Here is a 19920-nt window from a genome sequence, read left to right on the forward strand (position 1 = left end):
TGCGAACCACGCCTTGCATCCAAGCCCGTAAGCCGACGCAGAGCACACATGGGACCTGCTCGCACCTTCCCTAACTTAGGTTGGTATTTTATTTGCATAGCTTTACCCCAGTGAAAGGAACTTGGCGCTAATCGAGTTAGCCGTGGTGCTTATGACAACCTCGGAGAAAGCGCGGCATAAGTCAGGTAGGCCAAGGTTCATGCCAGGTCCCAAGAGTCGCCAGGTTCCTCAATAAAGCAAGTGCCCGCCAGGGTACCAGTGGGATGGATATTATGTATAAAGCCCTGTGTATATTGCCTTTACTCTTGCTGCCTGCTTGCAGTATGACTTCGCCGCAACAGCAGACCGAGGTTAAGTCGCAAGCGGCGCCAGTCAATCTATTGGCGCAGCAATTGGTTGATGAGTTGGTAACTCATAATGACGCTCTCAAGCCGACCCAGCCGCTATTGGTGATGACACCTGTGATGGTGGAAGACATGCAGAGCAGCAATGCGCTCGCTTCACAACTGCAGCAGGGGCTGATGACGGCCTTTCATCAGCGCGGTTTCAACCTGGTGGATTTGAACCTGGCCGATGCGGTGCGGGTAACGCCCCAGGGGGATTTCATCCTTACCCGTGATTGGCTGCAACTGCCGACCGATATTGCGGTGGAGCATGTACTGGTCACCAGCATGAGTCAGGCGAAAGGTGAAATGCTGTTCAACAGCCGAATTGTCAACGTCAACAACAACCGGGTGCTTTCGGCAGCCGGTGTGCGGGTACAGGAGCAAGAGCTGCCCGGCTACCTGGCGCCTTCCAATAAGGTGGTGTCAAAAGAAGGGCTGCTTTATCGCTACGAAAGCCGTGGTGAGGATAAGGGCCGGATAGTGGGAGACAAGTAATGAAGCATTGGAACAAAACACTGTCATTGGCCACGCTGGCGCTGGCGTTAATTCTGGGTGGCTGCGCCGATAAGGACAGATATGTACAGTGGGAGACTGAGGCGCCGAGCAGTTTTCCCAAGCTGACGGCAATAGGCTATGCCCCGCTGGCCAGCCAACCGGCCAAGGAACAGTCGCAAAAGGTGCTGATGGCGATGCAGGCATCCAAGATTGCCGCTTATCGTGAATTGGCCGAACAAGTCTATGGTCAGCGGTTGTCGGCCGACAGCAAAGTCAGTGACTGGATGCTGAAAGGCGATAATGTCCAGGCCTCGGTTTCCGGGGTGATCCGCGGTGCCAAGGTGGTGCGCAGTTATCCGGCCGGAGATCATTATGTGACCGAACTGGAGCTGGATTTCGCCCGGGTGTGGGATCTGTATCAGCAGCAAAATCGCCCCCAGCGAGTCAAAGAGATCACTTATTTTTAGGAAGGTGAGAATAAGTCCCCGCGGCGTTCACTTTTGTAAATTTTGTAGAGAGTGGCTCGCACCTTCAATAGGTATAAGCAAAAAGCAGCCTTGTTTGGCTGCTTTTTTGTGGCCTTTTATGGCTTAAGATGCGTTGCTGAATTGAGGACTGAGTTTTGCGTTCTGGGCTGAGCTTTGCGTTCCGGGTCGCGTACCCTGAGTAACCACCTTGAGTTCAGACTAGGGCAGGGGGCACAGGCAGTGATTCTCACTAAAGAGTTGAGCTTACGCAATAAGCTATAAGCAACAGCAGCTAAGGTTTAATCAAGCCTTGAGATCGTTGCCCAGGGTGGCGATGGTTGAGGTTTTGCCCTTGCCGTCATAGGTCAGGCTGGAGGCGTTACGGCTGACCTGCAGCGCTTGCGCTAGGCGATTGATACTGGCCATGCTCAGCTCTATCAGGCCGGCATTTTCCTGATTGCGCAGTTGGCAAGCGGCCAATAGTTCGCGAGCTTCACTGACCTGTTCGGCCAATGGTGGCTGACTGAGTTTGGCTTGTTCAGGATGAGAGGAGAGCGCCTCATCCACCGCCTTGACCTCATTGAGCAGGTCGCCCTTGTCTTTGGCCAGTTGCAGCAGATTATCGGCATTGCGATCCAGCAGGGCGTTTTTTTCCTGCTCGATCAAGTTCAGCAGACGCTCGAGTTGAGTCGTCTGCTGTGCTATCAGGCTGGTGATATCCGGGGTATCAGGCATCAGGACCCTTTATTGAGTTCGTTCAGTTCTGATTCGAATTGAGATATGTTGGCTGCCAGTTTTTCCGGGTCAACCTTATATCTGCCTTCGGCGATCGCCAATTTAATTTCGGTGATCTTCTTTTGATCTATTTCCGGCAGGGAGGCCATTTTACTCTGTACTCCTTGCAGTTGCTGCGCCTGTTGTGACACCACAACAGAGTCAGCTTTCTGCGGAGCAGCACCTTGCTGAGCTGTTTGGCTGCTCTGAGCTGTGTTCTTGGGGACTGAACCTGTGTTCACCCTGGGTTGATTTTGCAGTTGTTTAATATCCATAGCCATCTCGGCTCCAGCCTTTTCTCTGATTACCTTGCTGTCTTATCGGCACCGCCAAGGGGAACTTTAGCATTTTTTACATTCGAACTTCCACTTCGCCCACATTGGTGACAGTAGCCTCCAACACTTTGTCTGAGCGAGTGTTTTTTACCCGAATCTGTTCCCCAAGGTTACCATCATGCAGGGCTTCACCAACAGTTTTTATTTGAAACTTCTCGTTACGGGCATAGATGGAGACTCTGTCACCTTTGCAGACAAAGCAGAGATTGGCGGCAAATACCGGATAGTCTTTGGCTATGCGCCGCTTGAGGCGGGTGCCTGTGACTGTGGCGATATCGTCAAATTGCGCGCCGCGCAAACTGGTTTCATCTATGTAACGCAGCGCCAGATTTTCCGGCCCAAGCACAGTGCCCGGGGCCAGTGTCTGGGTAGCCACTACTACGGGGTAACTGATATCCACCCGCACCGAGACATAGATTTGCCATGGGTAGCTGAGCTCCGGACTGTTACAACCTATGCGTACCGTATTGTTGCGGCTTATCTCTCTGTCGCTGGCAAGTTCGGCCGTCAAAGGCGAATTGCATCTGGGGGGCGTGAGCCTCGAATCCAGTCGTTGCGGCGTGATGGTAATTTGAGCATTCTCGGCCGCCAGCACTTTTTTGGCAACTGCCTCTTTAGCCAGGCTTTCTACGGCCGATATACTGGGAACAAAGCTATTCTCTGCCGCCACCGCTGGGATGGGCATTAAAATTGTAGCCAAAATGTACGCAAAATTTACTTTCATAATGAACGGGCTAGCTTGTCTCGCCAGATTACACCTATACTTTCAATGATTCGCGGATCCCAGTGCTGGCTTCACCACAGGTTTAGTCAGAAATTTGACTGAGACCCAGTGTCTTGGACAAAGCAAATAGTATGCCTGTCTGCGTGACAGCAGGTATTTATCAATACAAAGACAACAAGGCAGCCTTATGTCGAGCATTCTTGAATCAGTCAACAAGCGCACTCAACTGGTCGGACAAAACCGTCTCGAACTTCTGTTGTTTAAACTCAACGGCAGGCAAAGGTTCGGGATCAACGTGTTCAAGGTTAAAGAGGTTCTACAGTGCCCACCGCTGACGGCACTGCCCAAGTTGAACTCCTTCGTTAAGGGCGTGGCCCATATTCGCGGCACCACAGTGTCGGTTATCGACCTCAGTGCGGCGACCGGCGGCAAACCCATAGATGATGTCAAGGATTGCTTCATCATTATTTCCGAGTACAACCGCAGCGTGCAGGGCTTTCTGGTGAAGTCTGTCGAGCGGATCATCAATATGAACTGGGAGTCCATCATGCCGCCACCGGAAGGGGCAGGGCGATACTCCTACCTGACCGCGGTGACCGAAATCGAAGGTGAGTTGGTTGAAATTCTCGATGTTGAGAAAATTCTCGATGAAATTTCGCCGGTTAAGACAGACATCAGTCAGGAAATCGATGAATCTCTCACAATCGACAGAGAGCAGCACTATCATATTATGGTGATTGACGACTCTTCGGTGGCCCGTAAGCAGATCATTCGGGCGCTGTCTTCGTTGAACCTGCAGATAGATACCGCCAAAGATGGTCGGGAAGCGCTGGATAAGTTGAAAAGTATCGCGTCGGAGATGGACAATGTCGCCGATGAGATCCCGCTGATTATTTCAGATATTGAGATGCCGGAAATGGATGGCTACACCCTGACCGCCGAGATCCGTGATGATCCCAAGCTGAAACATATCAAGGTGGTGTTGCATACCTCGTTGAGTGGGGTGTTCAACCAGGCCATGGTGCAAAAAGTGGGCGCCAACGATTTTATTGCCAAGTTCAACCCCGATGAATTGGCATCGGCAGTTAACAAGCATCTGAGTTTATAGTCGCTGTCTGCTGTGGATTTTTATGACTATAGTGAGTTTGATGTCTTGTGTTGCAAATGGGGCTGGGGTATAACGCTGACCCAGTTTTTAAATGGCGCTGCATTGAGTTGCAGCGACGTTTTCACGGATAGTTAGGACACTAAGGTGCCAGATAAATCTCTCGCAGAAACTGAGTACAATCAATTCAGGCTGTTTCTTGAACAGCACAGTGGCATTGTATTGGGTGAGAACAAACAGTATTTGGTTCGCAGCCGTTTGGCGCCTTTGATGGGGAAATATGGCTTGCCATCCCTGTCGGACGTAGTTAAGCAGTCGATGCGGCCCACCGAGCGTCAGTTACGCGCTGAAGTCGTCGATGCCATGACCACCAACGAAACCCTCTGGTTTCGGGACAAGTATCCTTTTGACCTGCTCGGCAATACATTGTTGCCCGGTTATGCCAAGCTGGGGCGGCCGTTGAAGATTTGGTCGGCAGCCTGTTCATCCGGCCAGGAACCCTATTCACTGGCGATGACAGTGCTTGAATATCAGCAGCGTAAGCCGGGGGCTTTGCCGGGTGGCGCCATGATTCAGGCCACAGATTTGTCGCCGTCCATGCTGGAGCGTTGTAAAAACGCCGAGTACGATAAGCTGGCGTTGGCCCGCGGCCTGTCTGAAGAGCGCAAGCGTCAGTTTTTTGAAGCCCTGCCCAACGGCAATATGCGGGTTAAAGACAATGTGCGCCGTTTGGTGAGTTTTCGGGCCCACAACCTGCTTGAAAGCTACACCTTACTTGGCAAGTTCGACATCATCTTTTGCCGCAACGTGCTTATCTATTTTGCGCCGGAGGCAAAGGCAAAAATACTGCGGCAATTTGCTGCCGCCCTTAATCCCAAGGGGATACTGTTTTTGGGCGCCAGTGAATCGATTGCCGGGTTGACCGATGAATTCGACATGGTGCGCTGTAACCCAGGCATCTATTATCAAAAGAAAAATTAACCACCTAATCATTTGATTTTTAATTAAATAGTTTGAAAGGCTCGTCAACTTGGACGGGCCTTTTCTGTTTTACCTTTCACCCTAACGGCCATCATCTTCGTATCTGTTATCCTCCACTCTACATCTGGCACAAAGCTTGCTTTGTTTTTGTCGAGTCATTGGAGGAGGCGGTTTTATGGCGATCAGTTTCGATAAGGCCCTTGGCATACATCAATACACTCTGGGCATTCGCGCCCAGCGTGCCGAAGTGCTTGCCAGCAATATAGCCAATGCCGATACCCCACATTATAAGGCTCGGGATGTTGATTTTTCCTCGGCGTTGCAGGCGGCAAAAGGGCGGCAACAGGGGATGAGCATGGCGGCAACTTCTGAAAAGCATTTCGACCTCAAGGCGCTGACAGCCCAGCATGTGCAGTATCGGGTACCGGATCAACCGGACACGGGTGACGGCAATACTGTCGATATGCAAAAAGAGCAGCAGGCCTTTATGCAAAATGCGCTTGAATATCAGATGTCGCTTGGGTTCCTCGACGGTAAGTTCGCCGGGATGAAAAAGGCATTGAAAGGAGATTAATCATGAGCTTGTACAATATCTTCAATGTTGCGGGGTCGGGAATGTCGGCGCAGTCTGTGCGCTTGAACACCACAGCCAGTAACATAGCCAACGCAGATTCCGTCTCTTCCAGTATCGATAAGACCTACAAGGCGCGGCATCCCATTTTTGAGGCCGAGCTGGCCAAGGCCAATGGTCAACAGCAGCAAGGCGCTGCGGTAAAGGTTAAGGGCATAGTGGAAAGCGATAAACCCTTGTTGAAAGAGTATTCGCCGGATCATCCCATGGCCGATGCCGATGGTTTTATCTACAAACCCAATGTCAATGTAGTGGAAGAGATGGCCGATATGATTTCCGCCTCCCGCTCCTATCAGATGAACGTCCAGGTGGCCGATGCAGCCAAGTCCATGCTGCAGCAGACCCTGAGAATGGGCAAATAAAGGGAGACATAGCCCATGAGTGTAAGTTCAGTTAACCCCTTCCTCGACAGCATAAGTGTCAAAGGGGATTCGGAGACCAAGAAGAGCAATAACCAGCAGCTGACCCAGGAAGATTTCTTCTCGCTGCTGAGTAGGCAGTTGTCGATGCAGGATCCTTTCAAGCCTGTGGACAACGACCAGATGATTGCCCAGATGGCTTCGTTTTCTACCGTGGATGGTATCTCCAAGCTCAACGAGGAGATAGTTAACCTCAACACGGTAATGACCTCGAGTCAGGCTTTGCAGGCATCTGGCCTGGTGGGGCAGAAAGTGTTGATCCCGGCGGGCACCGGCTATGTTTCCGAGGAAGACCCGACCCTCAAAGGGGTGATCACATCGCCAGAGAAAATGCCTTCCATCAAGGTGACTGTTGAGGATGAAGCCGGCCAGGTAATAAAGACCTTTGATGTGGATGGCAGTGCCGGCGGCAACATAGACGTGGAATGGGACGGCTTGGATAAGGACGGTAAACCCGTTGAGGCCGGTATCTACACCATGAAGGCCAGCGGGGTTGTCGATGGCAAGTCCCAGGATCTTATTGTCAGTGCCTATGCCCACGTGACCAGTGTATCGCTCAACTCGGCCAGTGGCGCTGTGTTGAACTTAAGAGGTATTGGCGGGATCAGACTGGCCGACGTGCTGGCTGTTTCCGAAGTTTAATTCTGTTTCTGCCCCGGCTGCGCCGGACAGTATCTGAAAATCATGAGGTGAATTATGTCTTTTAACATTGCTCTGAGTGGGATTGCTGCGGCGCAGAAAGATCTCAATACCACAGCCAACAATATTGCCAACGTCAATACCGTCGGCTTTAAAGAATCCCGGGCCGAGTTTGCCGATGTTTACGCCAGCTCGATTTTCTCCAACGGCAGAACCACAGTGGGCGGCGGTGTGACCACCACTCAGGTGGCGCAGCAGTTCCACCAGGGTAACCTGAACTCCACCAACAATGCGTTGGATTTGGCGATCAACGGTGGCGGTTTCTTCGTGACCTCTCCCAATGTGGGCAGTCAGGATTACTCTTTCACCCGCGCCGGTGCCTTCAAGCGTGATGAAAACGGTTTCCTGGTCGATGCCGCAGGTAACTTCCTGCAGAGCTTCCCTGTTGATAAAGACGGCAACTCCACCTCTGTGAGTTTGACCACTACCAAGCCGGTGCAGATCCCGGATACTGCCGGTAGCCCGCAGAAGACCAATAATGTCGGCATCAGCATGAACCTGGATTCCACCCAGGCCACCAAAGATCCGGCGCTGTTTGACCCATCCAAGTCAGACACTTTCAACAACTCAACCGCAGTGACCATTTATGACTCCCTGGGTAACTCCCACACCTTGACCACCTATTTTGTGCGTCCGGACAATGGTGCCTACACGGGCGAGAGTAACTGGGTAGCTTATTATGCTATCGACGACAAGCCGGTCAATCTGGGCGGCGGCGCTGGCAGCTACCAGACAGATACTGACGGTGACGGTAACCCGGATGGTACAGGCACAGCGCAAACTGCTGGTGGCTGGACTGGCGCCGTGCTCAAGTTCAACGATGTCGGCGGTTACATAGGTTCAGATCCTGCGGTGATCACCACAGAGCAGTTGGGTGTTGGCGGTGCCAATGTTCTCGGCCCTGCGGCGGACGGAACCCAGACAATAACCATAGACTTCAACAACCCGACCCAGTTCTCGGAAAAGTTCAACGCCACTGAATTGACGCAGGATGGGGTGACTGTGGGTCGTCTGACCAATGTGGAAGTGGGTACAGACGGGTTGATCTCAGCCAAGTACAGCAATGGCTCGACCGTGCCTTTGGCGCGGGTGGCACTGGCGCGTTTCTCCAATGAACAGGGTCTGAGCCAGGTAGGTAACACCTCCTGGAAAGCGAGCCTGGACTCAGGTGCAGCGCTGGCCGGTGAGGCCAACAGTGGCGTGTTCGGCAGTATCCGTTCCTCAACGCTGGAACAGGCCAACGTCGACCTGACCACTGAGCTGGTGGACCTGATTTCGGCTCAGCGTAACTTCCAGGCCAACTCCCGTACTCTGGAAGTGAACAATACACTGCAGCAGACAGTACTGCAGATCCGCTAATGCTTCCTGCGCAAGACATTGCCGCTACGGCAATGTCTTGCCGCTTCTCCCTGTACATACTCCCAAGTTACTGAAGTTCTTCTGTTGTCACTGCGCTCGATTGCTCATTTTATTGGCACGATGTTTGCTTTTACCTGAATAGGTAAAAAGATTGACGGAGCAGCAGGTGGACAAACTTCTCTATGTCGCCATGACTGGCGCCAAACAAAACATGAATGCGCTGGCGGTTCGGGGTAACAACCTGGCCAATGCCAACACAGATGGTTTCAAGTCAGACATGGCTCAGGCCCGTGCTATGCAAGCCTTCGGTGAAGGATTGCCGACCCGGGTGTTTGCCATGACAGAGTCGCCCTCGGCCAACTTTCAGTCCGGTCCTATCAAATCGACCGGGCGGGATCTGGACATAGCCATCAAAGATCAAGGCTGGATTGCGGTGCAGGCAGCCGATGGCAGCGAGGCCTACACCCGCTCCGGCAGTCTGAGTTTTGACACCACAGGTTTACTGCGTAACGACAGGGGCAACCCGGTAATGGGCGATAACGGCCCGATAGTGCTGCCGTTGCCGATAGACAAAATCCAGATTGCCACCGACGGCACCATCTCCATTCGTCCCCAGGGCGCAACCGCCGAGGTGATTGAAGAGGTGGGCCGCATCAAGCTGGTCAACCCGGGCAATCAGAACCTGATGCGCGGTGAAGATGGTTTGTTCCGCACTCTGGACGGCAATCCGGCTGCCGCCGATCCCTTTGTGAATGTGGAAAGCGGCGCTGTGGAAGGCAGCAATGTCAATGCCGTGGATGAAATGGTCAACCTGATTGAGCTGCAACGTCAGTTTGAGCTGCAGGTAAAAATGATGAAAACCGCAGAAGAGAACGACAAGTCGTCCGCTTCATTGATGCGCATTAGCTAGGAGTAATTGATATGCATCCCGCGTTATGGATAAGTAAGACTGGGCTAGATGCCCAGCAAACAGACATCTCGGTGATTTCAAATAACGTCGCTAATGCCAGCACCATAGGCTACAAAAAGGGCCGGGCGATATTTGAAGACTTGCTGTACCAGACGGTCAATCAGGCCGGTGGTATCAGTGCTTCCAACACCAAGCTGCCCAATGGCCTTAACCTGGGCGCAGGTACCAAGGTGGTAGCCACCCAGAAGATTTTCTCCCAGGGTAATCTGCAAACCACAGACAACGCGCTGGATATGATGATTGAAGGCCCGGGATTCTTTGAAATCCAACTGCCCGATGGCACCACAGCCTACACTCGCAACGGCCAGTTTACTCTGGATGATACCGGCCAGATAGTGACTTCCGGCGCCGGCTATGTGCTGCAGCCTGCCATTACCATTCCGGACGATGCCACCAGTATTACCGTTTCCGCCGAAGGTGAAGTGTCGGTTAAAACCCCGGGCGCCGCCGAAAACCAGGTGGTGGGCCAGCTGACCATCTCTGATTTCATCAATCCGTCCGGCCTGGATCCCATAGGGCAAAACCTCTATCTGGAGACGGGCGCCAGCGGTACCCCGATTCAGGGCACGGCTTCGCTCGACGGTTTGGGCTCCATTCGTCAGGGCTCGCTGGAAACCTCCAACGTTAACGTGACCGAAGAGCTGGTTAACCTGATTGAGAGTCAGCGGATCTACGAAATGAACTCCAAAGTCATTTCGGCCGTAGACCAGATGCTGGCCTACGTGAACCAGAATCTGTGATGAGGTGATGTGATGAAACCCTTGTTCCTTATCATTCCGGCTTTGTTTCTGGGGGCTTGCACTGCTACCCAGAATAAACCCATAGCCGATGATCCCTATTATGCGCCTGTGTATCCCGAAGCACCGCCAACCCGGATAGCGCCGACCGGCTCTATTTATCAGGATAGCCAGGCGTCTTCGCTTTACTCGGATCTGAGGGCGCACAGGGTAGGGGACATCATCACTGTGGTGCTGGTGGAGTCAACCCAGGCGAAGAAAAGCGTCGGTAACAAGATCAAGAAAGGCTCGGACATGTCGGTGAACCCGCTCTATATGGGCGGCAGCAATGTCACCATCAAGGGCAATCCGCTGGATTTCCGTTACGGCGACAGCATGGATACCAATCGCGAGGCCGATGCCGATCAGAGCAACAGTCTCTCCGGGCAGATCTCGGCCAATGTGATGCAGGTGCTGGGCAATGGCAACCTGGTTATTCGCGGTGAAAAGTGGATCACCATCAACAATGGCGACGAGTTTATCCGGGTCACCGGCATTATTCGGCCGCAGGATATTACTCCCGAGAACACCATAGATTCGCCCAAAGTCGCCAATGCCCGTATTCAATACAGCGGAACCGGCACCTTTGCCGATTCGCAAAAGGTGGGCTGGCTGAGCCAGTTCTTCCTCTCTGACTGGTGGCCTTTCTGAGGATAAGCTCATGAAAATCAAATTAATCATGGCACTTGCCTGTTTGCTGGTTTCCCTGCCGGGACAGGCCGAGCGCATCAAGGATATCGCCGATATCCAAGGGGTCAGGGATAACCAGTTGATAGGCTACGGTCTGGTGGTCGGTTTGCCGGGCACCGGGGAGAAGACCCGTTACACGGAGCAGACCTTCAAGACCATGTTGAAGAATTTCGGCATCAATTTGCCGGATAACTTCAGGCCCAAGATCAAGAATATTGCCGTGGTGGCAGTGCATGCCGATATGCCACCCTTTATCAAGCCGGGACAAACCCTGGATGTGACGGTATCGAGCCTGGGTGAAGCCAAGAGCCTGCGCGGCGGCACTTTGCTGCAGACTTTCCTGAAAGGGGTGGATGGCAATGTATACGCCATCGCCCAGGGCAGTCTGGTGGTTAGCGGTTTCAGCGCCGAAGGGCTTGATGGCTCCAAAGTGATCCAGAACACGCCAACCGTGGGCCGCATTCCCAACGGCGGCATAGTCGAGCGTGAAGTGGCCAGCCCCTTCGGCAATGGCGATCACCTAACTTTTAACCTGCACAGAGCCGATTTCTCCACCGCCAAGCGCACCGCCGATGCCATTAATGGCTTACTCGGCCCGGGTATGGCACGGGCGCTCGATGCTTCTTCCATTCAGGTCAGTGCCCCCAGAGATGTGTCGCAGCGGGTATCTTTCCTGGCCACCCTGGAAAATATTCAGGTTGAGCCTGCCGATGAATCGGCCAAGGTGATAGTCAACTCCCGCACCGGCACCATAGTGGTCGGCAAGGACGTAAAACTCCTGCCGGCGGCAGTGACCCATGGCGGCCTTACCGTCACCATTGCCGAAGCGACTCAGGTTTCTCAGCCCAACGCCCTGGCCGGTGGCCAGACTGCGGTGACCAGCAACAGCACCATAGATGTGGCTCAGGACAATAGACGTATGTTTATGTTCAACCCGGGCACTTCCCTCGATGAGTTGGTGCGGGCGGTGAATATGGTCGGCGCGGCGCCATCGGATGTGTTGGCCATCCTCGAAGCCTTAAAGATGGCAGGGGCTTTGCATGGTGAACTCATCATCATCTGATTAATGGCACATTGGTTTATCGACTATGAACAAAATGGCTGATGCTTCGCAATTTCTGGATCTCGGTGGGCTGGACAAGCTCAGAGCCCAGGCGCAGCAGGATCAAAAGGCGGCGCTCAAGGAAGTCGCGCAGCAGTTTGAAGGCATCTTTGTGCAGATGTTGATGAAAAGCATGCGTGATGCCAATGCGATATTTGAATCCGACAGCCCGATGAACAGCCAGTACACCAAGTTCTACGAGCAGATGCACGATCAGCAGATGTCGGTGGAGCTGTCGTCCAAAGGCATGTTGGGGCTGGCGGATCTCATGGTGCAGCAGTTGTCACCAGAAAACTCCGGTATTACCCCGGCCTCAGTGCTCCGCGGTGATGTCGATAACCGCAGTGTCGCGGCCTTAAACGGCGGCCAGACGGAGAAGATATCCGGTGTTGAAGCTGCTGCGGCCAAAGCATCCGTGCTGCCAAGCAATGACAGCCTGCAGCAGGTATTGAGCGGCAAAGTATTGCCGTCATGGCGGCAGGCGAGGCCGGCAATCGGCAGCCAGGAAGAGTTTGTCAGACAGCTTTATCCCCATGCCAAGGCCGCTGCCGATGCTTTGGGGACTCAACCCGAAGTGCTGCTGGCGCAATCGGCTCTGGAAACCGGTTGGGGCCAGAAAATGGTCCGTGGCCATAAAGGCGAGTCCAGCAACAACCTGTTCAACATCAAGGCCGACAGGCGTTGGCAGGGCGAGAAAGCGGCAGTGTCGACCCTGGAATATGAGCAGGGCACAGCTGTGCGGCAAAAGGCGGACTTCCGGGTGTATGACAGTTTTGAGCAGAGCTTTAACGACTTTGTCAGCTTTATCTCCGACAACGATCGTTATAGCCAGGCGCGCAAGATGGCCGCCAATCCCGGCGAATTTATCAAGGCACTGGCCGAGGCGGGATACGCCACGGATCCTCAATATGCCAACAAGGTGATGAAAGTGCTGGATACCATCAAGGCTGATTTTGGCCAATTGTTGCAGGAGTTCGGCTCAAAGCCGGGCCAGTAAAGGTGCAGGAGCGATAACCCATGTCTATGGATCTGTTCAGTATAGCCCGCAGCGGGATCCTGGCCGCCCAATCACAATTGGGGGTGACCAGTAACAATATTGCCAACGTCAATACCGAAGGCTATCACCGTCAGGTGGCAATTCAGGGCACCTCCACCTCAATGCGTCTTGGCAATAACTTCTATGGCACAGGTACCTATGTGCAGGAAGTTAAGCGTATTTACAACGATTATGCCGCCAGAGAGCTGCGTATCGGCCAAACAGGGCTCAGTGCCGCCGAGGCCAGTTACACCAAGCTCAGCGAGCTGGATCAGCTGTTTTCCCAGATAGGCAAGGCGGTGCCAGCCTCATTGAATGACTTTTTCTCCGGCCTCAACAGCTTGGCTGACTTGCCCTCTGATCTGGGGATCCGTGGCTCTGTGCTCAACTCGGCCTCGCAACTGGCGCAGAATCTCAATCAGATGCAGAGCCATCTGAGTGGTCAGGTGCAGCAAACCAATGATCAGATTGAAAGCATTACCACCAGGATCAATGAGATCAGTAAAGAGATGGCGCAGATCAATCTTGAACTGATGAAGACGCCGGGTAACGATGCGCAGCTGTTGGATAAGCAAGATGCCCTGATCCAGGAATTGAGCCAATATGCCGAAGTCAATGTGATCCCGCTGGAAAACGGTGCTCGCTCCATCATGCTGGGCAGCTCCTTTATGCTGGTATCCGGTGAAGTGGCCATGACCATGGGCGTGACCACAGGCGACCCCTTCCCTAATGAGCCTGAGCTGACCTATAGCCTTGGTGGCAGTGAATTGAAGGCAGACCCCGCCAAGCTTGGTGGTCAACTGGGCGCCTTATTTGATTTTCGTGACAACACCCTGATGCCCGCCAGCCATGAGCTGGGGCAGTTGGCGCTGGGGATTGCCGATGCCTTTAACGAGATGCAGTCCCAGGGCTTCGATCTCAATGGCGAGCTGGGACAACCTATTTTTACCGATATCAATGACCCTGTGATTGCCGCCGGCCGTGTCGGCGCCTATTCGGGTAATCCGGGCACAGCTTCCTTGAGCGTTAATATCGATGATGTCGGCGCCCTGTCCGGCAGCAGTTATGAGCTGAACTATACCAGCGCCGGTACTTATGAACTCAAGGATATGAAGACGGGAGCCGTGACCAACTTGACGCTCAACGGCAACACTTTGGAAGGCGCCAACGGTTTCAGTATCAATATCGACGCCGGTGCCATGGCCGCCGGTGACAGGTTTGAAATACGGCCAACGGCGAATGCGGCAGCCAACATAGGTGTAGTGATGTCAGATCCCAAGGGGATTGCCGCTGCGGCGCCGAAAATCACCGCAGGGACAGGTAATTCAGGCAGCACTTCAGTGAAGTTGGTCAGCATAGATGACAGAAGCGCGGCTAACTTCCCCGTGACTGACAGTGAGCTGACATTCACCCTGGATACCAGTGTCAATCCGCCTACCTATGAAGTTTTTGATGTCAACGGCGCTTCTTTGGCAACCGGGACGGCTGCAGGCACTCCGCCGCAGATCAGCGCCTTTGGCTTTACCTTCGAAGTCGATGGCAGCAGTGGCGGCAGTGAGAGTTTCACTTTTGATCTCAGCTTTGCGCCGGGTGACAACACCAATGCCGTGGCCATGGCCAAGCTCAGTGACAGCAAGATAATGAACAATGGCAAGTCGACCCTGGGAGATGTGTTTGAAAAGACCAAGCTGGATATTGGGAGTCAAACCAAATCCGCCCAGGTGAGGGCCGGTTCGGCGGAGGCCATTTACAACCAGGCCTATGCCAGGGTGCAGTCGGAATCCGGGGTTAATCTGGACGAAGAGGCGGCCAACTTGATGCAGTTCCAGCAGGCCTACCAGGCATCGGCACGGATCATGACCACGGCCAATACCCTGTTCGACACTTTGTTCAGTTCGGTTCGATAGGAGCTTGAGAGATGCGTATTTCAACTTCACAGATGTACCAGCAGAACTTAAACAGCATTCTGCAGAAGCAAACGGATACCAACAGGATCCTCGAGCAGCTCTCCAGCGGTAAAAAGGTTAACACTGCCGGTGACGATCCTGTGGCGGCTATCGGCATAGACAATCTCTATCAGCAAAACGCGCTGGTGCAGCAGTATCTCAAGAATGTGGACTACAGCAAGAATCATTTGTCGATGGCGGAAAGCAAGCTCGGCAGTGCCGAAACTCTGGTTACCAGCATTCGAGAGCAGATGTTGCGTGCAGTAAATGGCACCCTGGCACCGTCAGAGCGGCAAATGATTGCCGACGAGCTGCGCGGCAGTTTGGATGAACTCCTGAGTATTGCCAATACCCAGGATGAGTCAGGCAACTATCTGTTCTCCGGATACAGCACAGACAATCAGCCGTTTGCCTTTGATGGCAGCGGCAACATAGTTTACAGCGGTGACAGCGGCGTTCGTGACGCCTTGGTGGCTCAAGGGGTTGCCATGGGCACCAACATCCCGGGGGACTCGGCCTTTATGAAGGTGCCCAATGGTTTGGGTGACTATGGCGTCAATTATTTGGCCTCTCAAACCGGGGACTTCAGGGTACTCAGCGCCAAGATAGATAACCCCGCAGCTCATGTGGCCGATACCTACACCTTTAACTTTACCGACAATGGTGCCGGTGGGGTTGATTTGGAAGTGTTGGACTCGGGTGGCACTGCGGTGGCTAATGTGGCCAACTTCGATGCCAGTAATCCCGTGAGTTTCAATGGCATTGAGGTGAAGCTGGATGGCACGCCGGCTGGCGGGGATTCCTTCACCATGGAGCCCGATGCCGAGGTACCTATTTTCGATACCATTCAGCAGGCAATCGATCTGCTGGAGGATCCCAACCGGGTCAATACCCCGGAAGGAAAAGCTGAGTTGGCACAGTTATTGAATAACGTTGATAGCGGCTTGAATCAGCTCAGTGTGGCCAGAGGGGTGGCCGGGAATAATCTCAAAAGCCTCGAAAGCTACAGCTCCAATCATACAGAGGAAGAGCTGGTGAATAAGTCGGCATTGTCACTGCTGGAAGATCTCGATTACGCCTCGGCGATAACCGAGTTTCAAAAACAGCAGCTGGCGTTGAACGCCGTTTCAAATGTGTTCAGCAGAGTGGGTTCTGTTTCCCTGTTTGACTTTATTTAACAGAAAGCAAAGACCTACCCGTCTGTCAGATAAATTGTTAACAAATTTAGCCAAGCTCCGAGTCTTGGCGCTAAAACTAGGAAGAGGAACTCAACATGGCTATTACCGTTAATACTAACGTGACCTCGATGAAGGCACAGAAGAACCTGAACATATCCAGTGGTAACCTGGCGACCTCTATGGAACGCCTGTCCAGTGGTCTTAGGATCAACAGCGCCAAGGATGATGCCGCGGGTCTGGCTATCTCCAACCGTTTGAACTCTCAGGTTCGCGGCTTGGAAGTGGGCATGCGTAACGCCAACGACGCGATTTCCATCGCCCAGATTGCCGAAGGCGCGATGCAAGAGCAGACCAATATGTTGCAACGTATGCGTGACCTGGCCATCCAGTCTGAAAACGGTGCCAACAGCACCGCCGATCTGCAGGCGCTGAAAGATGAAATGGATCAGCTGCGTGATGAGATCACCGCTATCGGTAACAGCACAGCCTTTGGTAACACCAAGCTGATGACTGGTGAGTTCTCCGGTGGCAAGCTGTTCCAGGTCGGTCACCAAGACGGTGAAGACGTGACAGTGACGGTCAAAACCAATAATGCCGCATCAATGTCGGTAAATGCGCTGACGGTACTGACTTCTGCCGGTCGTGACTCTGCCATTGGCAAGATTGACGCCGCCATCAAGAACATAGATACCCAGCGCGCTGAATTGGGTGCGGTGCAAAACCGTCTGGCCCACAATATCAGCAACAGTGCCAACACTCAGGCCAACGTTGCCGATGCCAAGAGCCGTATCGTGGATGTGGACTTTGCCAAGGAAACTTCGGCCATGACCAAGAACCAGGTACTGCAGCAAACGGGTTCCGCCATGCTGGCTCAGGCCAACCAATTGCCACAGGTCGCGCTTTCTCTGCTTGGCTAAGCGAGAGGAAAGGGTAATATCGTCAGTGGTTTCATCACCACTGGCGATATTATTTTTCTCAAACAATCATTGAGTTAAGAAGAATTGATGATTTTTTGAAAAAAATGACTAAAGATCAAAACAGGGGTGCCGTTAAAGATACTGTAACCAGTAAGACCCGCCTGGCTCAAACGAAGACAGGCTAGTTTTCCAAGCCAGGTAAAGAGGAAATCATTATGGCTATTACAGTAAACACCAACGTAACATCACTGAAAGCTCAGAAAAACCTGAACATCTCCAACGGTAGCCTGGCTACTTCAATGGAGCGTCTGTCAAGTGGTCTGCGTATCAACAGTGCTAAAGATGATGCTGCAGGTCTGGCGATTTCTAACCGCCTGAATAGCCAGGTGCAAGGTCTTGAAGTCGGCATGCGTAACGCCAACGACGCTATCTCCATCGCCCAGATTTCTGAAGGTGCGATGCAGGAGCAGACCAACATGCTGCAACGTATGCGTGACCTGGCCATCCAGTCTGAAAACGGTGCCAACAGTACTGCTGACTTGCAGGCGCTGAAAGACGAAATGGATGCGCTGGCAACTGAAATCACAGCTATCGGTAACACTACCGCCTTTGGTAACACCAAGCTGATGACAGGTAGCTTCTCTGCCGGTAAAAAGTTCCAGGTAGGTCACCAGGATGGCGAAGATGTAACAGTTAAAGTGAAGACCACCAACGCTGGTACTCTCTCTGTTAACTCTCTGACTGTACTGACTTCTGCTGGTCGTGACTCAGCTATCGGTAAGATCGATGCCGCTATCAAGAACATCGACTCACAACGCGCCGAGTTGGGTGCCATCCAGAACCGTCTGGCACACAACATCAGCAACAGCGCCAACACTCAGGCCAACGTTGCCGACGCCAAGAGCCGTATCGTGGACGTGGATTTCGCCAAAGAAACCTCTGCCATGACCAAGAGCCAGGTGCTGCAACAGACAGGTTCGGCCATGCTGGCCCAAGCTAACCAGTTGCCACAGATTGCACTGTCACTGCTGTAATCTTTCAGGTTAGCTATCGCGTCAGTAAAAGGGAGGTTCGGCAACGGATCTCCCTTTGCTGCATTCATGGAAGGAAGATATTGAAGGCAGTTAGGTCAACTGAGTGGAGAATAGGCGATGGAAGTTACTACCTTATCCAATGCTGTCCCAGTGAGGACAGAAGTGAAGCCGGGACAGTTGAAAGAAGCTGCCCCCAAGAACGCGGAAACCGAGGCGACAGCCTTGCTCAAGCCGGTCGATGAGGCGGAGCAGAACAAGGAGGCGCAGCAAGATCCCGAGCAGCTGCAGCAGGTGGCGGAAGAACTCTCCAATACCATGTCTATGATGCGCAAGGGACTGGCATTCAAAGTGGACGAAACATCCGGTACTCACGTTGTCAGCGTGATGGATGTAGACTCAGGGGATGTGATAAGACAGATCCCCAGCGAGGAAGCTTTGGAGCTGGCTGCTAAACTTTCAGAAGTAGCAGGACTGCTGATGAAGACGGAAGCCTAAAAGGCTTAACGTGAGATAGAGGTTGATATGGCATTAACAGCAACAGGTTTGGGGTCGGGGCTCAATATTACCGAGATCGTCAAGGTCTTGGTTGACGCCGAGAAAGTGCCTAAAGAGGCGATTTTCAATAAGACCGAAGATACGATAGATGCCAAGGTTTCTGCCATAGGAACCCTCAAGAGCCAGCTGTCCAAGTTCCAGGATGCGCTGAAAAAGCTCCAGGATGGCGGCGCCTTGAATCAACGTACTGTCACCTTGGGCAACGAAGATTTCTTTACTGCCACTGCAGGTAAAAACTCTTTGCCCGGCTCCTACAACATCAAGATTGAGGCCTTGGCACAGCAACACAAGGTTGCCGGTGCTGCCACCGCCGATGCCAGTGCCGCGGTCGGTGAAGGAAGCCTACAATTTGCGGTCAATGGCGAGAATTTCAGCGTCGATGTGGAAGCCACAGATTCGCTTGAAGATATTGCCAAAAAAGTGAATGCCAATGCCGATAATTCGGGGGTTACCGCCACTGTCATTACCAGTGATGCCGGCAGCCGTTTGGTATTCAGCTCCGACAAAGAAGGCACGGATAACCAGATAAGCGTAACCGCAACTGATACTTCAGGTACCGGGCTTTCAGATATGTTTGGTGCCGGTAATCTTGAAGAGATCCAGGCTGCCAGCAACGCCGTACTCTATATTGACGGCCAGAAGCTGACCTCCCAATCCAATGAAGTGAAAGACGCCATCCCCGGCGTGACGCTCAACCTCACTGATGCTGATGTCAACAAGACCACCAAGCTGACCATAGCTCAGGATACCGATGCGGTTAAAGAAAACGTCAAAGGTTTTGTTGATGCCTACAATAGCCTGATCACCTCGATAGAAAAGCTCTCGGCCTATGATGTAGACAAAAAAGAGGCTGCAGCGCTGCAGGGGGACTCCATGATCCGCTCACTGGAATCTCAGTTACGCTCCGGGATCAGTGACAGGGTGGCGACGGCCGACGGTACTATTGCACTCTATGATATTGGCATTAAAACCGACAGATATGGCAAACTCTCGATTGATGATGCCAAGCTTGATGAGGCCATCAAGACCAATATGGACGGGGTCGAAGCGCTGTTTTCCACCAAGGATACCGGCCTAGCCAACGCCATGGATGAATTGGCCACGACCTACGTCAAGGCCGGTGGTGTAATAGACACCCGCAATCAGGCCTATACCGGCGATAAGCAACGTCTTGCGGATCAGCGTGAGGCCTTTGCCCTTAAAATGGAGTTGCTGGAAGCCAGATTGACCAAGCAGTTCAACGCCATGGATCTGGTGGTTGGCCAGTTGTCAGCACAGGGACAGAACGTTATCGGTGCCCTGAACTCCTTGCCGGGTGTCGTCAAGAAGAGTAGCTGATTG

Annotated in this window: 22 protein-coding genes; 19 read left to right on the plus strand and 3 right to left on the minus strand. The window is 52.9% G+C overall.

Annotation, left to right across the window (positions count from 1 at the left end; translation table 11 throughout):
• The first annotated feature begins 263 nt into the window (after positions 1–263).
• Positions 264–881 carry a FlgO family outer membrane protein gene (locus ON072_RS15850; protein ID WP_274626094.1) on the plus strand — a complete coding sequence of 206 codons (618 nt, stop codon included), beginning with the start codon at positions 264–266 and terminating at the stop codon, positions 879–881.
• Positions 881–1348, plus strand: a complete 468-nt coding sequence (locus ON072_RS15855; protein ID WP_274626095.1) for an LPP20 family lipoprotein — start codon at positions 881–883, stop codon at positions 1346–1348. Before ON072_RS15850 ends, ON072_RS15855 begins: the two co-directional genes overlap by 1 nt.
• A 303-nt stretch (positions 1349–1651) precedes the next feature.
• Here the strand turns inward: ON072_RS15855 and ON072_RS15860 are convergent, their stop codons facing one another.
• From ON072_RS15860 to flgA, 3 genes are all read right to left on the minus strand, one after another.
• Entirely contained in the window at positions 1652–2083 is a 432-nt protein-coding gene (locus ON072_RS15860) for a flagella synthesis protein FlgN (protein WP_037473786.1), read from the minus strand.
• Positions 2083–2403, minus strand: a complete 321-nt coding sequence (flgM, locus tag ON072_RS15865; protein WP_025011043.1) for a flagellar biosynthesis anti-sigma factor FlgM — start codon at positions 2401–2403, stop codon at positions 2083–2085. Before flgM ends, ON072_RS15860 begins: the two co-directional genes overlap by 1 nt.
• Positions 2404–2473: 70 nt before the next feature.
• Positions 2474–3181, minus strand: a complete 708-nt coding sequence (gene flgA, locus ON072_RS15870; RefSeq protein ID WP_025011044.1) for a flagellar basal body P-ring formation chaperone FlgA — start codon at positions 3179–3181, stop codon at positions 2474–2476.
• Between the two features lie 187 nt (positions 3182–3368).
• Here flgA and ON072_RS15875 point away from each other — a divergent pair, with 187 nt between their 5' ends.
• The 17 genes from ON072_RS15875 to fliD all read left to right on the plus strand — a co-directional run bounded on the left by ON072_RS15875 (position 3369) and on the right by fliD (position 19917).
• The gene (locus ON072_RS15875; protein WP_025011045.1) at positions 3369–4289 is read left to right on the plus strand and encodes a chemotaxis protein CheV; all 921 of its coding nucleotides are present in this window, start codon (positions 3369–3371) and stop codon (positions 4287–4289) included.
• 144 nt (positions 4290–4433) lie between these two features.
• Positions 4434–5267 carry a CheR family methyltransferase gene (locus ON072_RS15880; protein ID WP_025889999.1) on the plus strand — a complete coding sequence of 278 codons (834 nt, stop codon included), beginning with the start codon at positions 4434–4436 and terminating at the stop codon, positions 5265–5267.
• A gap of 175 nt (positions 5268–5442) precedes the next feature.
• Positions 5443–5841 (plus strand): flagellar basal body rod protein FlgB, encoded by a 399-nt coding sequence (gene flgB, locus ON072_RS15885; protein ID WP_025011046.1) that lies wholly within the window; start codon positions 5443–5445, stop codon positions 5839–5841.
• 2 nt (positions 5842–5843) lie between these two features.
• Positions 5844–6260: a flagellar basal body rod protein FlgC gene (gene flgC, locus ON072_RS15890; RefSeq protein WP_025011047.1), complete on the plus strand. Its 417-nt coding sequence runs from the start codon at positions 5844–5846 to the stop codon at positions 6258–6260.
• Between the two features lie 15 nt (positions 6261–6275).
• Positions 6276–6959 (plus strand): flagellar hook assembly protein FlgD, encoded by a 684-nt coding sequence (gene flgD, locus ON072_RS15895; protein ID WP_025011048.1) that lies wholly within the window; start codon positions 6276–6278, stop codon positions 6957–6959.
• 54 nt (positions 6960–7013) lie between these two features.
• Positions 7014–8375, plus strand: coding sequence for a flagellar hook protein FlgE (gene flgE / locus ON072_RS15900; RefSeq protein WP_025890000.1), 1362 nt, complete (start codon positions 7014–7016; stop codon positions 8373–8375).
• 166 nt (positions 8376–8541) lie between these two features.
• Positions 8542–9285: a flagellar basal-body rod protein FlgF gene (flgF, locus tag ON072_RS15905; protein WP_028779120.1), complete on the plus strand. Its 744-nt coding sequence runs from the start codon at positions 8542–8544 to the stop codon at positions 9283–9285.
• A gap of 11 nt (positions 9286–9296) precedes the next feature.
• A complete protein-coding gene (gene flgG / locus ON072_RS15910) occupies positions 9297–10085 on the plus strand; it encodes a flagellar basal-body rod protein FlgG (RefSeq protein WP_025011050.1) in 789 nt (262 codons plus the stop codon).
• Positions 10086–10097: 12 nt separating this feature from the next.
• A complete protein-coding gene (gene flgH, locus ON072_RS15915; protein WP_025011051.1) occupies positions 10098–10772 on the plus strand; it encodes a flagellar basal body L-ring protein FlgH in 675 nt (224 codons plus the stop codon).
• Between the two features lie 10 nt (positions 10773–10782).
• Positions 10783–11874, plus strand: a complete 1092-nt coding sequence (locus ON072_RS15920) for a flagellar basal body P-ring protein FlgI (protein WP_025011052.1) — start codon at positions 10783–10785, stop codon at positions 11872–11874.
• 25 nt (positions 11875–11899) lie between these two features.
• The gene (gene flgJ / locus ON072_RS15925) at positions 11900–12910 is read left to right on the plus strand and encodes a flagellar assembly peptidoglycan hydrolase FlgJ (RefSeq protein ID WP_107006223.1); all 1011 of its coding nucleotides are present in this window, start codon (positions 11900–11902) and stop codon (positions 12908–12910) included.
• Positions 12911–12930: 20 nt separating this feature from the next.
• Positions 12931–14856 carry a flagellar hook-associated protein FlgK gene (gene flgK, locus ON072_RS15930; protein WP_044734076.1) on the plus strand — a complete coding sequence of 642 codons (1926 nt, stop codon included), beginning with the start codon at positions 12931–12933 and terminating at the stop codon, positions 14854–14856.
• A gap of 11 nt (positions 14857–14867) precedes the next feature.
• Positions 14868–16073 carry a flagellar hook-associated protein FlgL gene (flgL, locus tag ON072_RS15935; protein ID WP_107006224.1) on the plus strand — a complete coding sequence of 402 codons (1206 nt, stop codon included), beginning with the start codon at positions 14868–14870 and terminating at the stop codon, positions 16071–16073.
• 95 nt (positions 16074–16168) lie between these two features.
• A complete protein-coding gene (locus ON072_RS15940) occupies positions 16169–16990 on the plus strand; it encodes a flagellin N-terminal helical domain-containing protein (RefSeq protein ID WP_025011054.1) in 822 nt (273 codons plus the stop codon).
• A gap of 215 nt (positions 16991–17205) precedes the next feature.
• Positions 17206–18024, plus strand: a complete 819-nt coding sequence (locus tag ON072_RS15945; protein WP_025011055.1) for a flagellin N-terminal helical domain-containing protein — start codon at positions 17206–17208, stop codon at positions 18022–18024.
• Positions 18025–18186: 162 nt separating this feature from the next.
• A complete protein-coding gene (locus ON072_RS15950) occupies positions 18187–18519 on the plus strand; it encodes a flagellar protein FlaG (protein WP_371872775.1) in 333 nt (110 codons plus the stop codon).
• A 27-nt stretch (positions 18520–18546) separates the two neighbouring features.
• Positions 18547–19917 carry a flagellar filament capping protein FliD gene (fliD, locus tag ON072_RS15955; protein ID WP_044734078.1) on the plus strand — a complete coding sequence of 457 codons (1371 nt, stop codon included), beginning with the start codon at positions 18547–18549 and terminating at the stop codon, positions 19915–19917.
• Positions 19918–19920: the final 3 nt, after the last annotated feature.

The sequence above is a fragment of the Shewanella sp. K8 genome, assembly GCF_028823715.1.
Lineage (GTDB): Bacteria > Pseudomonadota > Gammaproteobacteria > Enterobacterales > Shewanellaceae > Shewanella > Shewanella algae.